Annotated in this window: 13 protein-coding genes; 3 read left to right on the top strand and 10 right to left on the bottom strand. The window is 61.5% G+C overall.

Annotated elements, in window-relative coordinates:
- Positions 1-81 precede the first annotated feature (81 nt).
- From HY2_RS13555 to HY2_RS16880, 9 genes are all read right to left on the bottom strand, one after another.
- Positions 82-672, bottom strand: a complete 591-nt coding sequence (locus HY2_RS13555; RefSeq protein WP_051595049.1) for a F0F1 ATP synthase subunit B family protein — start codon at positions 670-672, stop codon at positions 82-84.
- An 11-nt stretch (positions 673-683) separates the two neighbouring features.
- Positions 684-1,235, bottom strand: coding sequence for a F0F1 ATP synthase subunit B family protein (locus HY2_RS13550; RefSeq protein ID WP_051595048.1), 552 nt, complete (start codon positions 1,233-1,235; stop codon positions 684-686).
- Positions 1,236-1,323: 88 nt separating this feature from the next.
- Positions 1,324-1,560: a F0F1 ATP synthase subunit C gene (locus HY2_RS13545; protein WP_027838455.1), complete on the bottom strand. Its 237-nt coding sequence runs from the start codon at positions 1,558-1,560 to the stop codon at positions 1,324-1,326.
- Between the two features lie 115 nt (positions 1,561-1,675).
- Positions 1,676-2,458: a F0F1 ATP synthase subunit A gene (locus HY2_RS13540; protein ID WP_034793827.1), complete on the bottom strand. Its 783-nt coding sequence runs from the start codon at positions 2,456-2,458 to the stop codon at positions 1,676-1,678.
- Complete coding sequence (locus tag HY2_RS13535; protein ID WP_051595047.1) at positions 2,455-2,811, bottom strand: AtpZ/AtpI family protein; 357 nt, start codon at positions 2,809-2,811, stop codon at positions 2,455-2,457. The genes HY2_RS13540 and HY2_RS13535 overlap by 4 nt, the downstream gene beginning before the upstream one ends.
- Positions 2,812-2,961: 150 nt before the next feature.
- Entirely contained in the window at positions 2,962-6,423 is a 3,462-nt protein-coding gene (gene smc / locus HY2_RS13530) for a chromosome segregation protein SMC (RefSeq protein WP_034828530.1), read from the bottom strand.
- Between the two features lie 17 nt (positions 6,424-6,440).
- Entirely contained in the window at positions 6,441-7,163 is a 723-nt protein-coding gene (locus HY2_RS16885) for a DsbA family protein (protein WP_158534029.1), read from the bottom strand.
- A 74-nt stretch (positions 7,164-7,237) separates the two neighbouring features.
- The gene (locus HY2_RS13520; RefSeq protein WP_051595045.1) at positions 7,238-7,873 is read right to left on the bottom strand and encodes a thioredoxin domain-containing protein; all 636 of its coding nucleotides are present in this window, start codon (positions 7,871-7,873) and stop codon (positions 7,238-7,240) included.
- Positions 7,874-7,898: 25 nt separating this feature from the next.
- Positions 7,899-8,486 carry a DUF721 domain-containing protein gene (locus tag HY2_RS16880; protein ID WP_081815065.1) on the bottom strand — a complete coding sequence of 196 codons (588 nt, stop codon included), beginning with the start codon at positions 8,484-8,486 and terminating at the stop codon, positions 7,899-7,901.
- Positions 8,487-8,524: 38 nt separating this feature from the next.
- Between HY2_RS16880 and mutY the strand changes: the two genes are divergently transcribed.
- From mutY to HY2_RS13500, 3 genes are all read left to right on the top strand, one after another.
- Positions 8,525-9,577, top strand: coding sequence for an A/G-specific adenine glycosylase (gene mutY / locus HY2_RS13510; protein ID WP_034828528.1), 1,053 nt, complete (start codon positions 8,525-8,527; stop codon positions 9,575-9,577).
- Positions 9,578-9,658: 81 nt separating this feature from the next.
- Positions 9,659-10,243 carry a LysE family translocator gene (locus HY2_RS13505; RefSeq protein WP_034828526.1) on the top strand — a complete coding sequence of 195 codons (585 nt, stop codon included), beginning with the start codon at positions 9,659-9,661 and terminating at the stop codon, positions 10,241-10,243.
- A gap of 82 nt (positions 10,244-10,325) precedes the next feature.
- Positions 10,326-12,272 (top strand): sialate O-acetylesterase, encoded by a 1,947-nt coding sequence (locus tag HY2_RS13500; protein WP_034828524.1) that lies wholly within the window; start codon positions 10,326-10,328, stop codon positions 12,270-12,272.
- Between the two features lie 6 nt (positions 12,273-12,278).
- Here HY2_RS13500 and HY2_RS13495 read toward each other — a convergent pair.
- On the bottom strand, positions 12,279-13,227 hold a 949-nt coding region (locus HY2_RS13495; RefSeq protein ID WP_233346849.1), incomplete at its 5' end, for a fatty acid desaturase family protein.

The following is a 13,227-nucleotide window of genomic DNA, read 5'->3' as shown; positions in this document are numbered from 1 at the left end:
CCCCTGATCCGGAGGCAGATCAGGGGCTTTCAAAGATTTGAGCGGGGGAGAAGCGCTTGCCGGTCCCTCGATGTCAGGGCCCTAATTGGCCAGAGCCGTCTCGATTTCGCGAGCCGCAGCTTCGAACTGATCGACAGCCGTATCTTCCGCAAGAAGGCGTTTGGCAGCCTGTGTCGCAGCATCCGCAGCGGCGCGGCGCACTTCATCGGTGGCCTCAGCTTCTGCGCGCGCGATGCGGGCTTCAGCCAGCGCTTCGCGGCGTGTCAGGCGGTCTGCCAGTTCCTTGCGGGCATCTTCCATGATGCGCTTGGCGTCTTCTTTGGCCTGGGCAATCATGGCTTCAGCTTCTTTGTCAGCGTCCTGCTGGCGGCGCTCGGCCAGGGCAAGGGCTTCAGCAGCCTGCTCACGCAGATTGCGGGCTTCTTCCAGCTCGTTACGGATGTCATCCGCACGCTTGTCCAGACCGCTGGTGATAGCCTTGAGGGCCCCCATGCGCCAGGCAATGATCAGGAACACCGCAAAGGCCAGGAAGGCCGTGTGGGTAACCGGATCATTCAGCGAATACATCAGGCCGCCGACGAAGCCGCCGCCACCATGGCTGCTGGATGCGGCAAAGGCCGGTGCGGCCACCAGTGTGGCGAGAGCGAGGGCAGGGACAACACGCATATTCATCAGTCTGTCTCCTACTTCAGCGACGCCGAAACGGCTTTTTTCAGATCTGCCGGAGAGGCTTTCAGGCCAAAACGGGCCGTCATGGCGTCTGCCGTATCAATCGCGATCTGTTCGACATTCTGCATGGCCTTGGCGCGCATCTCTGTGATGCGGGATTCCGCAGCGTCCAGCTTTTTCTCGATCTCTGCATCGACGCGAGCGGTTTGCGCGCTCACTTCGTCGTCGATCTTCTGCTTGGCTTTGGCTGCCGTTTCACGGGCCTTTGCCTTGGCCTGCGCAATGCGCAGCTCAAGGGCCTGTTGGGCTTCGGTGGCCTGCTCGTTTAGGACAGATGCCTGATCGAGATCCGAGGCAATGCGGTCAGACCGTTTTTCGATCGTGTCCGACATTTTCGGCAGGATGAAGCGCGACAGGGCGAAATAGAGAACCGCAAAGAGGATGGCCAGCCAGAAGAGCTGACCCGGCATGTGCCAGGGTTCGAACGGCGGGAACGGCGGCGGTGCGTCGTCCGGCATATGCTCGGCCCCATGAGCGGCCTCTTGTGCCAGTAATGCGATCAGCATTGTCTATCCTCAGTCATACAGTCCGTTTTGACCGGGCCTGATGTGCAATGTGCACGGGCCCGGCCAGAGAAGAGTCCGGTCGGGGGTGTTAGACCACGAACAGGATCAGCACGGCGACCAGGAAGGACAGAATGCCGAGAGCTTCTGCGAGGGCCATACCGATGAAGAGGTTACCGGTCTGCTGCGGAGCAGCGGACGGGTTGCGCATGGCAGCGTCGAGGAACGAGCTGAAGATGTTGCCCACACCGATAGCGGCACCGATCATGCCGAGCGTTGCGAGGCCTGCGCCTACATATTTAAGGCCGAGAGCGATATCGCCTTCCATGGTTGTCTCCTGTTTGGAATGCAAAAGGTTTCTAATTTGCCGCCCGTGAAGCGTGTTCGCCGGGCTACGTCAAGGTTTTAGTGCGGCCCCTATGGCCGCACTGGCGAAAGTTTCCCTAGTGTGACGGGTGAAGTGCGTCGTTGAGATATACGCAGGTCAGAATTGCGAACACATAGGCTTGCAGACCGGCCACCAGCAGCTCCAGCGCGTTCAGCGCGACGCCCATGCCGAAGGCCAGCAGGCCGACCACACCGAGCAGCACCGTACCGGAGATGGCAGCGCCGATCAGCTGGGCCGCAAAAGTTGCAAAGAGTTTCAGCATGATGTGTCCGGCCAGCATGTTGGCGAACAGACGCAGCGCCAGGGTAACCGGGCGGGCCAGGAAGGAAATCACCTCGATCGGAACGAGGATGAAGTAGATCAGGAATGGCGCGCCCGACGGGGCGAACAGTTTGAAGAATTTCAGGCCATTCTTCCAGATACCGAACCCGATGACGATAGAGATCACCAGAATGGCAAGGGCGCCGGTGACAACCAGGTGGCTGGTCGTCGTGAAGGCGTAAGGCACCATGCCGATCATGTTGGCGAAGAAGACGAAGAAGAAGAGGGTGAACACGAACGGGAAGAAGCGCAGGCCTTCCTCACCGGCGGTGGAGCGCACCATGTCTGCAACAAAGCCATAGCCGATCTCTGCCATGGACTGAGTGCGGCCCGGCACGAGCGCACGCTTGGACGCGGCGTAACCGAAGAAGGCGATGCAAAGCACAACGCCCAGCAGCATGAAGCCCGACGCGTTGGTGAAGGAAATGTCGATGCCGCCAATGCTCAGGTCCAGCCATTTGCTGACCTGGAACTGGTGGATAGGATCAATCGCGGTTTGTGTAAGAGCGAAGTTCATTCGTTCCCGGTCCCGTTTGTTGAGGTCTCAGACCCCTGTGAAGTTTCCTGCGCCCGGGCATTCAGTTCCCGATAGGCGCGCATCATCGCCCGAATACCTGCTGCGAAGCCAAAGACCCCCATAATCAACAGGCCCCAGGGCTTTGTCCCTGCGAACGCATCAATCCAGTAGCCTAACAGACCCCCGACAAAGATGCAGGCGACGAATTCCGCGCCATATCGCAGGGCGTAGGCCCCGGCTGAGAGACTCCCCTCGTCAGGTTCCAGCTTGCGCTTGGCTGCTTCCTTGGCCGCTCTGGCCGCCTGCGCCTGGGCGATACGCTCCCCCAGGTCGTCTGGACCATTACTGGACATTGTCTGCCATAGCTCCGCGCACGCGAATCCCTTCCGATGGGGTGCCCCCCGGATTTCGGCGCAAACTATGTATACGGGCCCGCCAAGTCAACCGCGATTGCAGTTTGCTACATCTTTGAAAGTTATGGATTTCTATCCCCGGAGTGTGCGTTACTCCGCCGCAACGAGCTCTTCAGCGGCCTGAAGGTCCACGGAAACGAGCTTGGAGACGCCCTTTTCGCGCATGGTTACGCCGAAAAGACGGTCCATCCGGCTCATCGTCACCGGGTTGTGCGTAATGATAACGAAGCGTGTGTCGGTGCGCTGGCGCATTTCGTTCAGCATGTTGCAGAACCGGTCCACGTTCGCGTCATCGAGGGGGGCGTCAACCTCGTCCAGCACGCAGATCGGCGCCGGGCGGGAGAGGAAGACGGCGAAGATCAGCGCCGCCGCCGTCAGGGCCTGCTCGCCCCCGGACATCAGGTTCAGTGTGCCGAGCTTCTTGCCGGGCGGCTGGGCGAAGATTTCGAGGCCGGCCTGCAGCGGGTCTTCCGCATCGACGAGGCGCAGCTCTGCCTGACCACCGCGGAACAGGGCCGTGAACAGCGCCTTGAAGTGCTCGTTGACCGTCTCGAAGGCAGCCAGCAGGCGTTCGCGGCCCTCGGCATTCAGGGCCTCTACGCCCTGGCGCAGCTTGGCGATGGCAGCCACCAGGTCTTCCTTCTCGGTGACCTGTGAGCCGAGGCGTTCTTCCAGCTCTGCCGCTTCTTCCTCGGCATTCATGTTGACGCCGCCCAGCTGGTCACGGTCGCGGCGCAGATCCTCGGCGCGGCGTTCGGCGTCGCGGGGCGTGAAGTTGCCCATAATTTCTTCGTCGAGGCCGGCTTCGGCAATGGCCAGCAGGCCTTCCGGTGTGCGCTGGAAATTGTTGCGGGCGATCTCGACCGATTCTTCGAGGCGGCCTTCGGCGTTTTCGAGCTTCACCTTCCAGGCGGCGAGATTCTCGCGCGCTTCGGAGGCGGCATTGGCAGCTTGGCGGGCGGCCTGTTCTGCCTCGCGAATCGCGGCTTCCTTCTCGGCCAGCCGGTCAGCGACCTGTTTGCGCTCGGTTTCGAGCGATTCGACCTGATTCCGGTGGCTTTCGATCTGGCCTGCCAGCTCTTCCGGGCGAGCCTTGGCGGCGAGCGCTTCAGAAGCCGCAGTCTTGCGGCGTTCGATCAGGCGGGCGAGCCGTTCCTCGGCGGAGGTGATGCGGGCCGTCCATGTCTTGATATCCCGCTCCAGCCCTTCGCGGCGGGCGGCGGCCTGTTCGCGGCCACGCGTGATGTCTGTCAGGCGGCCGCGGGCTTCGACCTCCTCGGCACGGGCCTCTGCGACCATGGTGCGGGCATCGGCAAGGCGGGTCTGAAGCGCGACTTCATCCTCGGCCGGGCCTTCGGGAGAGATCATGGCCAGCGTCTCATTGACAATGGCAAGGTCTGCCTCGGCGCGGGTCAGGGCTTCGCCGCTGGTGTCGCGCTTCATGGCGGCGCGTTCGGAGGCCTGCGCCTCCTGGGAGACCTTGTTACGGGCATCGCTAAGGGCGCGTTGGGCCGGGGCAATAGCCTGGCGGCGCTCTTTCAGTGTGCGCTCGGTTGTCTCGCGGTGCTCCCGCGCTGTGGTCAGCTCGGTTTCGCGGGCGTTAAAGGTTTCCCGCAGCGGGATGAGTTCCGCCTCAGCGGCTTCCAAGCGGGCCTGCTGTTCAAGGCGAGCCGCAGCGCTGACCGGCGCATCGGGCGTGCGCGTAAACCCGTCCCAGCGCCAGAGATGGCCTTCGACCGAGACAAGCCGCTGGCCGGGCTTCAGCTCCGCCATCAGGCGCTCGCCGTCAGACTCGTCTACCACACCACATTGCGAGAGCCGTGCAGCGAGTTCGCCGGGGGCTTCGGTGACGTCCGTCAGCGGCGTTGCGCCCATCGGCAGAGACTGGCTGGCTAGCGACGCGCCACCCCAGAACATGGCGGCATTGCGGTCAGTCGGCGCTTCGATGTCATCGCCGAGCGCAGCGGCAACGGCTTTCTCGTAGCCATCCCTGGTGCGGATGCGCTCGACGACCGGCGGCGCGGTCGGGCCTTCCGCCTTGCGCAGCAATTTGTGGAGGCCGGCAATCTCAGCTTCCAGTGCGCGCAGTTCCTGCTGGGCGGTATCACGCGGAACCTGCGCAGAGGTTTCTGCCTCGCGCGCGGCGACGAGATCGGCTTCAGCGGTTTCCACCGCGTGCTCGGCATCGTGCAAAGCTGTTTCGGCCTGGTCCTGCGCGCCCTTTGCCTCTTTCAGGCGGCGTACCAGCGTGACGGCATCTTCCAGGCCGGACATTTCCCGCTGTAGGCGCTCGATCTCTGCTGTCAGCTGCGATTTGCGGCGTTTCTGCGCCGCGGCGTTCTCTTCGGAGGCCCGGCGCTGGGCGCGGACTTCGGAGAGACGCTCCTGCGCTTCATCGGCGGTCTTTTCGGCAGCGGCCAGACGCGTGCGGGCATTTTCCAGTGCGGTACGCGTCTCAGCCTCAATCTCTTCATTGCGGGCTTCATCCAGCACAGGCAGGGAGGAGAGTTCGAACTTTGCGTGGGCGAGCGCATCTTCGGCTTCCAGCTTGGTTGCCTGTTCGCGCTCAATGTCTTCCATCAGGCGGGTGGCCTCAGAGTCCAGACGCTCGAACGTTTCGGCGGCAACCTTGCGCTCGGTTTCCAGCTTGGCCAGGGTGATGCGGGACTGGCCAAGTTTTGCGGCGGCAACGCTTTCGGCTTCGCGAAGCGGGTTCAGGCCCTCGCTGGCCTCGATCCGCTCGCGCTCGCGCATAGCGTCTTCGCGGGTCTTTTCTTCGACGGCGCGGCGGGCCTGTTCGAGATTTTCGCGCGCGGTCTCGCAGGCGAGCTTGGCCTCATGCCAGCGCAGATGCGCAATCAGCGCGTCGAGGGCTTGGATCTCTTCCGACAGACGCTTGTATTTGCGGGCCTTGCTGGCCTGACGTTTCAGACTGGCGAGCTGGCGTTCCACCTCAGCGGAGACTTCTGTCAGGCGTTCGAGATTGGTCTCGGCGCCGTTCAGTTTCAACTCTGCTTCGTGGCGGCGTGTGTTGAGACCTGCGATGCCGGCGGCCTCTTCAAGAATGCGGCGACGGTTCTGCGGCTTGGAGCCGATCAGTTCCGAGATCTGGCCCTGACGGACAAGCGCTGGAGAGTTCGCACCTGTGGAGGCGTCAGCGAACAGCAGCTGCACATCCTTGCCACGTACCGTGCGGCCGTTCAGCTTGTAGGTGGAGCCTGCGCCACGCTTCAGGCGGCGGATGATTTCCAGCGTGTCGGCAGAGTTGAATTCCGGCGGCGCGGTGCGCTTGGAATTGTCCAGCACCAGTGTGACTTCTGCGGTCTCGCGGGCCGGACGACCGTCCGCCCCGGAGAAGATCAGATCGTCCATCTCTCCGCCGCGCATGGCGCGGGCTGAGCTGGCGCCCATGGCCCAGCGCAGGGCTTCGAGAAGGTTGGACTTGCCGCAGCCATTCGGCCCGACAATGCCTGTCAGCCCAGGCTCAACGGGAAAATTCTGCGGGTCAACGAATGACTTGAAGCCAGCAATACGTAATTCAGTTATCTGCATTCCGGCTCCTTTCCCGTCTATTCGCTATCGGTCGTGTCTGTATCGCCTGATTCTGCCGGTTCCGCAGCGGCAGGCGCATCGACGCCCTTGGCTGCGAGCGCTTCATTCAGGCTCGCCTTTACGCGGTCAGCGGAATTCATGCGCTCGAATTGCTGTACCTTGCCGTCGATCACGAAGGTCGGCGTGCCGGTGACGTTGTACTTTTCGGCGGTGGCATAGACGTCTGCCATCTGCGTGCGCAGGCTGGAATCATTCATGCAGGCATCGAACTGCTCTTCGGTCTCGATACCGTGACGCTGGCCAATGGTTTGAAGGGCGGCCTTCAGAACGCCGTTGCGGGCCGCATCCACAATGCCGGACTGGTATTCGAACAGCTCGTCCAGAACGTCGAAATACTTGTCTTCGCCTGCGCACATGGCGACCAGGTAGGCCGGTACATCAGGCTGGTGCAGCGGGAATTCGCGATAGATCAGCTTTACCTTGCCGGTCGCGATATATTCCTCTTCGACGACAGGCAGGATGCTGTCATGCCAGTATTTACAGGCCGGGCAGGTGGGCGAGGCATATTCGATCAGTGTGACCGGCGCGTCGGGAGAGCCTTTGAGGTGTCCCAGCTCAGTGTTCGCGGACTTGCCCCCGCCATTGCCTGCCGGGGGCGTGGTCTTGGCATCATTGCCACATGCGGCCAGCGCAAGCGCCGACATGGCAGCAATGGCAGTGCGTCGAGAGAAGAAGTTCATGATCATAACCTTCGCGTTAAGAATTGAGTCGGTTTGGTTGCCAATTCATTAACCGCAACCCCGTGTTCTGTTAACTATTGTGCCTTTTCGTCAGGCGTATCTGAGGCCTCAGGCATCTGTTTGTCGAGCCATACGGCGAAGGTTTCGCCGGAGTGGAAATCATCATCCACATATTTCTCCTCGCCATTCACGATAAGGGTCGGCGTGCCGTGAAGCTCATAGGCGTCAGCGCTCTTTTCCACCTCAATTATGTCGAGCCGGATGTTCATGTCCCTGTAGCAATCATTGAAGGCATCCTCACTGTCGATGCCGTAGGGCGTGCCGATCTCGACGAACTTTTCCATCGCCTTGCCCTGGCTGGCGGCGGACAGGATGTCGGACTGGTTCTCAAAGATCGTATTCGTGATCTCGAAGAATTTGTCGTCCGGTGCGCAGCGCGCGAGCGCGACGAGGGCGACGTCGAGATCATTACGCAGCACTTCGCGGAAGATGAAGCGCACTTTGCCAGTGTCAACATAGTCTGCCTCGATGGTGGGCTGAACCTTGTCGTGGAAATACTTGCAGCCGCCGCAGGTGAGCGAGCCATATTCTATGATCGTGATCGGCGCATCCTCTGCGCCTTTGCTATGGCCGATGCTGTAGTCTTCAGCCAGGGCCGGGGGCGCAATGAGGCAGATGGCTGTAGCAGCCGTGACAAGGGATTTCAGCATGGGCGTGGGTCCTCTGCGCGGTATCTCAGAAAGGCAACTCGCTGCCGCGTTTGGTCGGCGGGGTGGCCTCTGGTTCATCATCTTCAGCGGTTAACATGGCGGTGCCGAGGGCAACAATTGCCGCGCGCAGCTTCTCGTCCTGAATACGGGCGGCGCTTGTCTCCAACTCCTGGCGTTCTTTCGGGGTGAGCGGGCGCGTCTTGCGGCGCAGCGGTTTGACATCGCTGGATTGAAGCGCGCCCTGCACGATCTTGATCGCGGTAATGTCTCCCCCGGCGGAGACCGAGACGCGCTGGCGCAAGGTTTCGGACTGGTGCTGTACCATCGGTGCAGCCTGGGGCAGGACTTTCAGAGTCAGCACGCGGCCTGCCTTGCCGCCGCTGAGGCGTTCCGGGCGGCAGTATTTGTAGAGCTGTTCGCCGGCAATTTCCCGCCAGCGCTGGCGCAGCACTTGGATGGGTGGCAGCTTCTTGGCGCCGGACTTGCGGCCGATCCGTTCTGCTGTGAGGCCGATCTGGTTCATGCCGGGATGCGCGCGGCGCGCCCGCATGTAACGCAGGCGGACCCGGGCGCGGGCTTCCTCTATGGGATCAAGACTTGATCTCGTGACCATTCCAACGAGATTGCACGGCTTGCAGGCGAGGGAAAGTCATGGGCCGAACAAAGCACGCAGATTTGAACAGCCTGCCTGACAGGTTGCTCACCTGGTATGAGCGTCATGCACGTGATTTGCCCTGGCGGACAGGACCGGCGGACCGCGCCGTGGGGGAGCGTCCTGACCCATACCGCGTCTGGCTGTGCGAGATCATGATGCAGCAGACGACCATTCCCCACGGCACCCCGTATTTCTTCAAATTCACCGAGCGCTGGCCGACAGTTGAAGCGCTGGCGGCGGCGAAGGATGAAGAGGTGATGAGCGCCTGGGCCGGGCTTGGCTATTATGCGCGGGCGCGCAACCTGTTGAAGTGCGCGCGGGAAGTGGCGGCGCGCGGCGGCTTTCCGGAGACAGAAGCAGAACTGCGCAAGCTGCCGGGGGTTGGACCGTACACGGCGGGGGCGATCGCGTCGATCGCGTTCGATCAGGTGGCCGCCGCGGTGGACGGCAATGTCGACCGCGTGTTCGCGCGATTGCTGGCGCTGAAGGGGGACTGGGCAGCCGAGAAGAAGGTGATCGCCGAGCGTGTAAGAGAGCTGGTGCCGGAGGAGCGTCCGGGCGAATTCGCTGAGGCGTTGATGGACCTGGGCGCGACCGTATGCACGTCGACAAAGCCGAACTGCCTGATCTGTCCGCTGTCTGAGCTCTGCGCTGCGAGGGCCGAGGGCAATCCGGAGCGGTATCCGATCAAGCCGGCCAAGCCGGAGAAACCGGTGCGACATGGCATCGCCTATGTGCTGCATTCGAAGGGGGAGGTGCTGCTGGTGCGGCGGCCGGACAAGGGGCTGCTGGGCGGGATGCTGGCGCTGCCGACGGGTGACTGGGTGGAGGGGGATTTCCCGGAGACGCCGCCGCCTGCGAAAGCCGACTGGGAAGAGGTAGGCGAGGTGCGCCACGTGTTCACGCATTTTGCGTTGCGCTTCAGGGTGATGCGCGCGGACCTGGCCCGGCGACCCAAGGCAGACGGCCAATGGGTGAATGTGGACGCGGTCGAAGGCCTGCCGAGCGTGTTTGCAAAGGCGTTCAAACTGGCAGTCGCTGGAAGATAAATCCGCAGGACCGCAAGAAACGGGTCGTTTGACGAGACCCGCGCAGGCAGGACCTCCAGATCGGATCTGAGAGGTATTCCCATGATTGCACTGCTGATCTTCCTGTTTCCGCTGGCCTACAGTCCTGGGCCTGGAAACATGTTTTTTGCGGCCAATGGCGCGCGCTTTGGTGTGCGCGCGACCCTGTTGGCCAGCGCAGGATACCATGTCGCGACATGGATCGTGACCCTGGCGATTGGTTTTGGCTTCGCGGCGACGCTGGAGCGTTTGCCGGGTATTTTTCTGGTGATCCGGTGGGCAGGATCTGTCTATGTCCTGTACCTGGCTTGGAAGCTGTTCAATGCGGGAGCCTTGGAGGATGCTGATGAAGCCCGGCCCGCTGGCTTCTGGAGCGGAGCATTGCTCTTGGTCCTCAATCCGAAAGCCTATGTGATTATCGCCTTGATGTTCAGCCAATTCCTGACGAGTGGGGATCAGTCTCATCTTCTTAAGGTCTTGTGGATCACGACAGTCTTCACCCTCAATAATTTCGTCGCGTTTACAGTCTGGACCATGATTGGGGACCGCATTGCCAGGCAGTTTGCGGATGAGCGTCATGCGCGCCTGATGAACCGTATTTTCGGTCTGATCCTCTCTGGCGTGGCAGTCTGGATGATGGTGGGGTGAACAAATTTAGTTACCGCTAACACTGGACTTTCTGCCTGGGCTGTTGAACCTTTGCCCAAAATCAAAAAGGGCGGAGTTTCAGATGGCATTTGGCAAATGGAGTTTCACGAGTGCAGCGGCTTTGCTGCTGGCGGGCAGCGCGCTGGCAGAGGCGCCGAAGCTGGCTGATGTGTTCGGGGATCACATGGTGATCCAGCGCGATGCGGCGGTGGCGATCTTTGGCGAGGCCGAGCCGGGCGATATGCTGATGGTCAAGCTGGACGATGCCGTCAAGCAGGTGACGGCCGGGCGCGATGGACGCTGGTGGGCGGAGTTCCCGGCACTGGCAGGCGGCAGCGCGCACACGATCACACTTGAACAGAATGACGCGGTGGTCGATTCTGCCGAGGATGTGCTGGCGGGCGATGTGTTCCTGTGTTCCGGCCAGTCCAATATGGAATATCCGTTATCGCGCGTGAACTATGGCGAGCGCGAAGTGGAGGCGGCGAACCATGAGCGGCTGCGCCTGTTGCAGATATCAAAAGTATTGTCCCTGACGCCGGAGCGGGACTTGCCGGAGGGCGATGCCTGGGCGATCTCTTCGCCGGACTCTGCCAAAGACTTTTCAGCGCTGTGCTATTTCACAGGTCGTGAACTGATGAAGGCGCATGACGTGCCGGTTGGCCTGATCAATTCCAGTTGGGGTGGTTCCCGCATCGAGCCCTGGATTGACGGCAATCTGATGCGTGCGCAGCCGCAATACACGGCGCAGCTGGACCTGTTGGAAACCTATCGCGATGACCCGCTGGCCGGGATGAAGGCCTATGCCGAAATGTGGCAGAAGGCCTGGTTGGCGGATCCGGCCAATCAGGGCGCAAAACCCTGGGAAGATGATGCGGCAGGCATTTGGAAGTCCGTACCCGGTTCAATGTCTGACTGGCAGGCCTGGGGCGACCCGGAGCTGGAGCATCATTATGGCATGGTGTGGCACAAGGTAAGCTTCACGCTGACACGCGAGCAGGCAAAGCAGGATGCGACAGTGCATCTGGGCGCGATGGATGACACGGATTTCACCTGGTTGAACGGTACGCCGATCGGATCAACTTTCAGCTGGGGTGGTAATCGCGACTATGAGGTGCCTGCCAGATTGCTGAAACCCGGCAAGAACACCTTGTTGGTGAACGTACATAATGACTGGGCAAGCGGCGGCATGAGCGGCCCGGACGAGGCAATGAAGGTGGAGCTGGCTGATGGCTCTGCGGTTTCCCTCGCGCAGGGCTGGTCTTACCAGAAGGTGCCGTCGAGTGTGAAGGTGCCGCCGCCCGCGCCCTGGTTCACGATCAAGGGCTATACGATGACGCACAATGCCATGATTGCGCCGCTGGCGGGCATCCGTCTGAAGGGGGCAATGTGGTATCAGGGCGAGTCCAATGCCGGAGAGGGCGAAGCCTATGAAGGACTGCTCGGCCTGCTGATGAAAGACTGGCGGCAGAAATTCGGGGCGGACCTGCCGGTAATGGTGGTGCAGTTGCCGCGCTTTGGCGCGCTGCCGGTCAAGGCGGGTGAGCCGGGGTGGGGCGTGATCCGGGAATCCATGCGCCGCGCGACCGAGGCCGATGACAAGGCTGGCCTGGTCGTGACGATTGATCTGGGCGATACTGTGGACATTCACCCGACCAACAAGCTGGCCGTGGCAGAGCGCGCTGTGCGGCTGGCGAATGATTTGATCTATGGTGAGGCTGTGACGGGGCCATCCGGCCCTGAAGTGGCATCTGGCACACGGGATGGCGATGTGATCCGCGTCACGTTTGAGGGCGTGGAAGAGGGACTGCAGACCATCAGTTCCGGGACGGTCTTCGGCTTTGAAGTCTGCCTGGAAGACGGCATGTGCCGTTTTGCCAATGCGTCCCTTGAGGGCGATGCGGCGGTGATCGAGGCAGAGGGCGAGCCGGTGACAGAGGTACGTTACTGTCAGGGCGACTCACCGCTCTGCAATCTGTTTGATGGCAATGGCCTGCCGGCCGGGCCATTCTGGGCGGCGGTGGAGTAAAGCCTCTTACTCCGCCGGAACCATACCAGGCTCATCACCGCGCACAGCGCGGCTGAGCACCTGTCCATAGCCACGCGAAATGCACTGATAGCCATCATAGTAGCCGCGCGATGAGAGCAGCTGGTGCAGGCGCTTCAGCCGGTAGGGCGGGATCGACGCGAACATGTGATGTTCCAGATGGTAGTTCACATCGTTCGGGGCGATCAGCACGCGCTGCCAGAAGGGCGCTATCGTGGTGCCGGTGTTCAGGCGCGGGTCAAGCTGGCTGCGGTCTGCAACGGTGCCGTGCTCGCCGATCTGGCGAAGGCGGACGATGGCCGGATAGACGAACAGCTCTGCCGCCCACCACATCAGGTAAGCCCATGGAGCCCCAGCAGCCGTCAGTGTACCGAGCAGCAGAATGTGGAAGGTCAGCCATGGCCAGTTCCGCGACAGGCGGAAATTGCGGATCTTGCGCAGGGTATCGCGAAATCCGGTCTGGCCGGTAAGGTCACGAATGAATTTGCGGCGCAGACTGTCCTTTGAGACGGGATAATACTTCACAAAGATGATATCCGGATCATCCGGTGTGCCGGCATATTTGTGGTGCTTCAGATGGTAAGCGCGGTAAGCGGGCAGGGAGATGTTCATCGGTGCTCCCGCCAGATAATGGCCGACGAATTCGTCGACTTTCGCGCTCTTGAAGAAAGCATGATGCGCGCAGTCATGATTGATGATGCCGAGGCCAAGCTGGCGCCCGCCCAGAATGATGATGCCTGCCAGAATGGTCAGCGGGTTCGGCCAGATGATCGCGATGGCGAAGGCGGCGATGATGAGGCCCCAATTCCAGGAAAGCGTGGCGAGCGCGCGAAGGTCTGACTTCTTGCGCAGCTCGCGAAGTTCTTCCTTGGTGACTGCCTCTGACAGTTTCATTGTCGTGGACATGCCCTGCTCTGCCCCACTGAGGTGGTCCATC

It is taken from the genome of Hyphomonas pacifica, from assembly GCF_000682675.1.
Classification (GTDB): Bacteria; Pseudomonadota; Alphaproteobacteria; order Caulobacterales; family Hyphomonadaceae; genus Hyphomonas; species Hyphomonas pacifica.
Note: the sequence above shows the minus strand (reverse complement) of the source record. Positions and strands in the feature narration are given on the sequence as shown.

Excerpts from the sequence above, each read along its gene's own strand:
- HY2_RS13555 (WP_051595049.1), bottom strand. The coding sequence starts at position 672 with ATGAATATGCGTGTTGTCCCTGCCCTCGCTCTCGCCACACTGGTGGCC.
- HY2_RS13550 (WP_051595048.1), bottom strand. The coding sequence starts at position 1,235 with ATGCTGATCGCATTACTGGCACAAGAGGCCGCTCATGGGGCCGAGCAT.
- HY2_RS13545 (WP_027838455.1), bottom strand. The coding sequence starts at position 1,560 with ATGGAAGGCGATATCGCTCTCGGCCTTAAATATGTAGGCGCAGGCCTC.
- HY2_RS13540 (WP_034793827.1), bottom strand. The coding sequence starts at position 2,458 with ATGAACTTCGCTCTTACACAAACCGCGATTGATCCTATCCACCAGTTC.
- HY2_RS13535 (WP_051595047.1), bottom strand. The coding sequence starts at position 2,811 with ATGTCCAGTAATGGTCCAGACGACCTGGGGGAGCGTATCGCCCAGGCG.
- smc (WP_034828530.1), bottom strand. The coding sequence starts at position 6,423 with ATGCAGATAACTGAATTACGTATTGCTGGCTTCAAGTCATTCGTTGAC.
- HY2_RS16885 (WP_158534029.1), bottom strand. The coding sequence starts at position 7,163 with ATGAACTTCTTCTCTCGACGCACTGCCATTGCTGCCATGTCGGCGCTT.
- HY2_RS13520 (WP_051595045.1), bottom strand. The coding sequence starts at position 7,873 with ATGCTGAAATCCCTTGTCACGGCTGCTACAGCCATCTGCCTCATTGCG.
- HY2_RS16880 (WP_081815065.1), bottom strand. The coding sequence starts at position 8,486 with ATGGTCACGAGATCAAGTCTTGATCCCATAGAGGAAGCCCGCGCCCGG.
- mutY (WP_034828528.1), top strand. The coding sequence starts at position 8,525 with ATGGGCCGAACAAAGCACGCAGATTTGAACAGCCTGCCTGACAGGTTG.
- HY2_RS13505 (WP_034828526.1), top strand. The coding sequence starts at position 9,659 with ATGATTGCACTGCTGATCTTCCTGTTTCCGCTGGCCTACAGTCCTGGG.
- HY2_RS13500 (WP_034828524.1), top strand. The coding sequence starts at position 10,326 with ATGGCATTTGGCAAATGGAGTTTCACGAGTGCAGCGGCTTTGCTGCTG.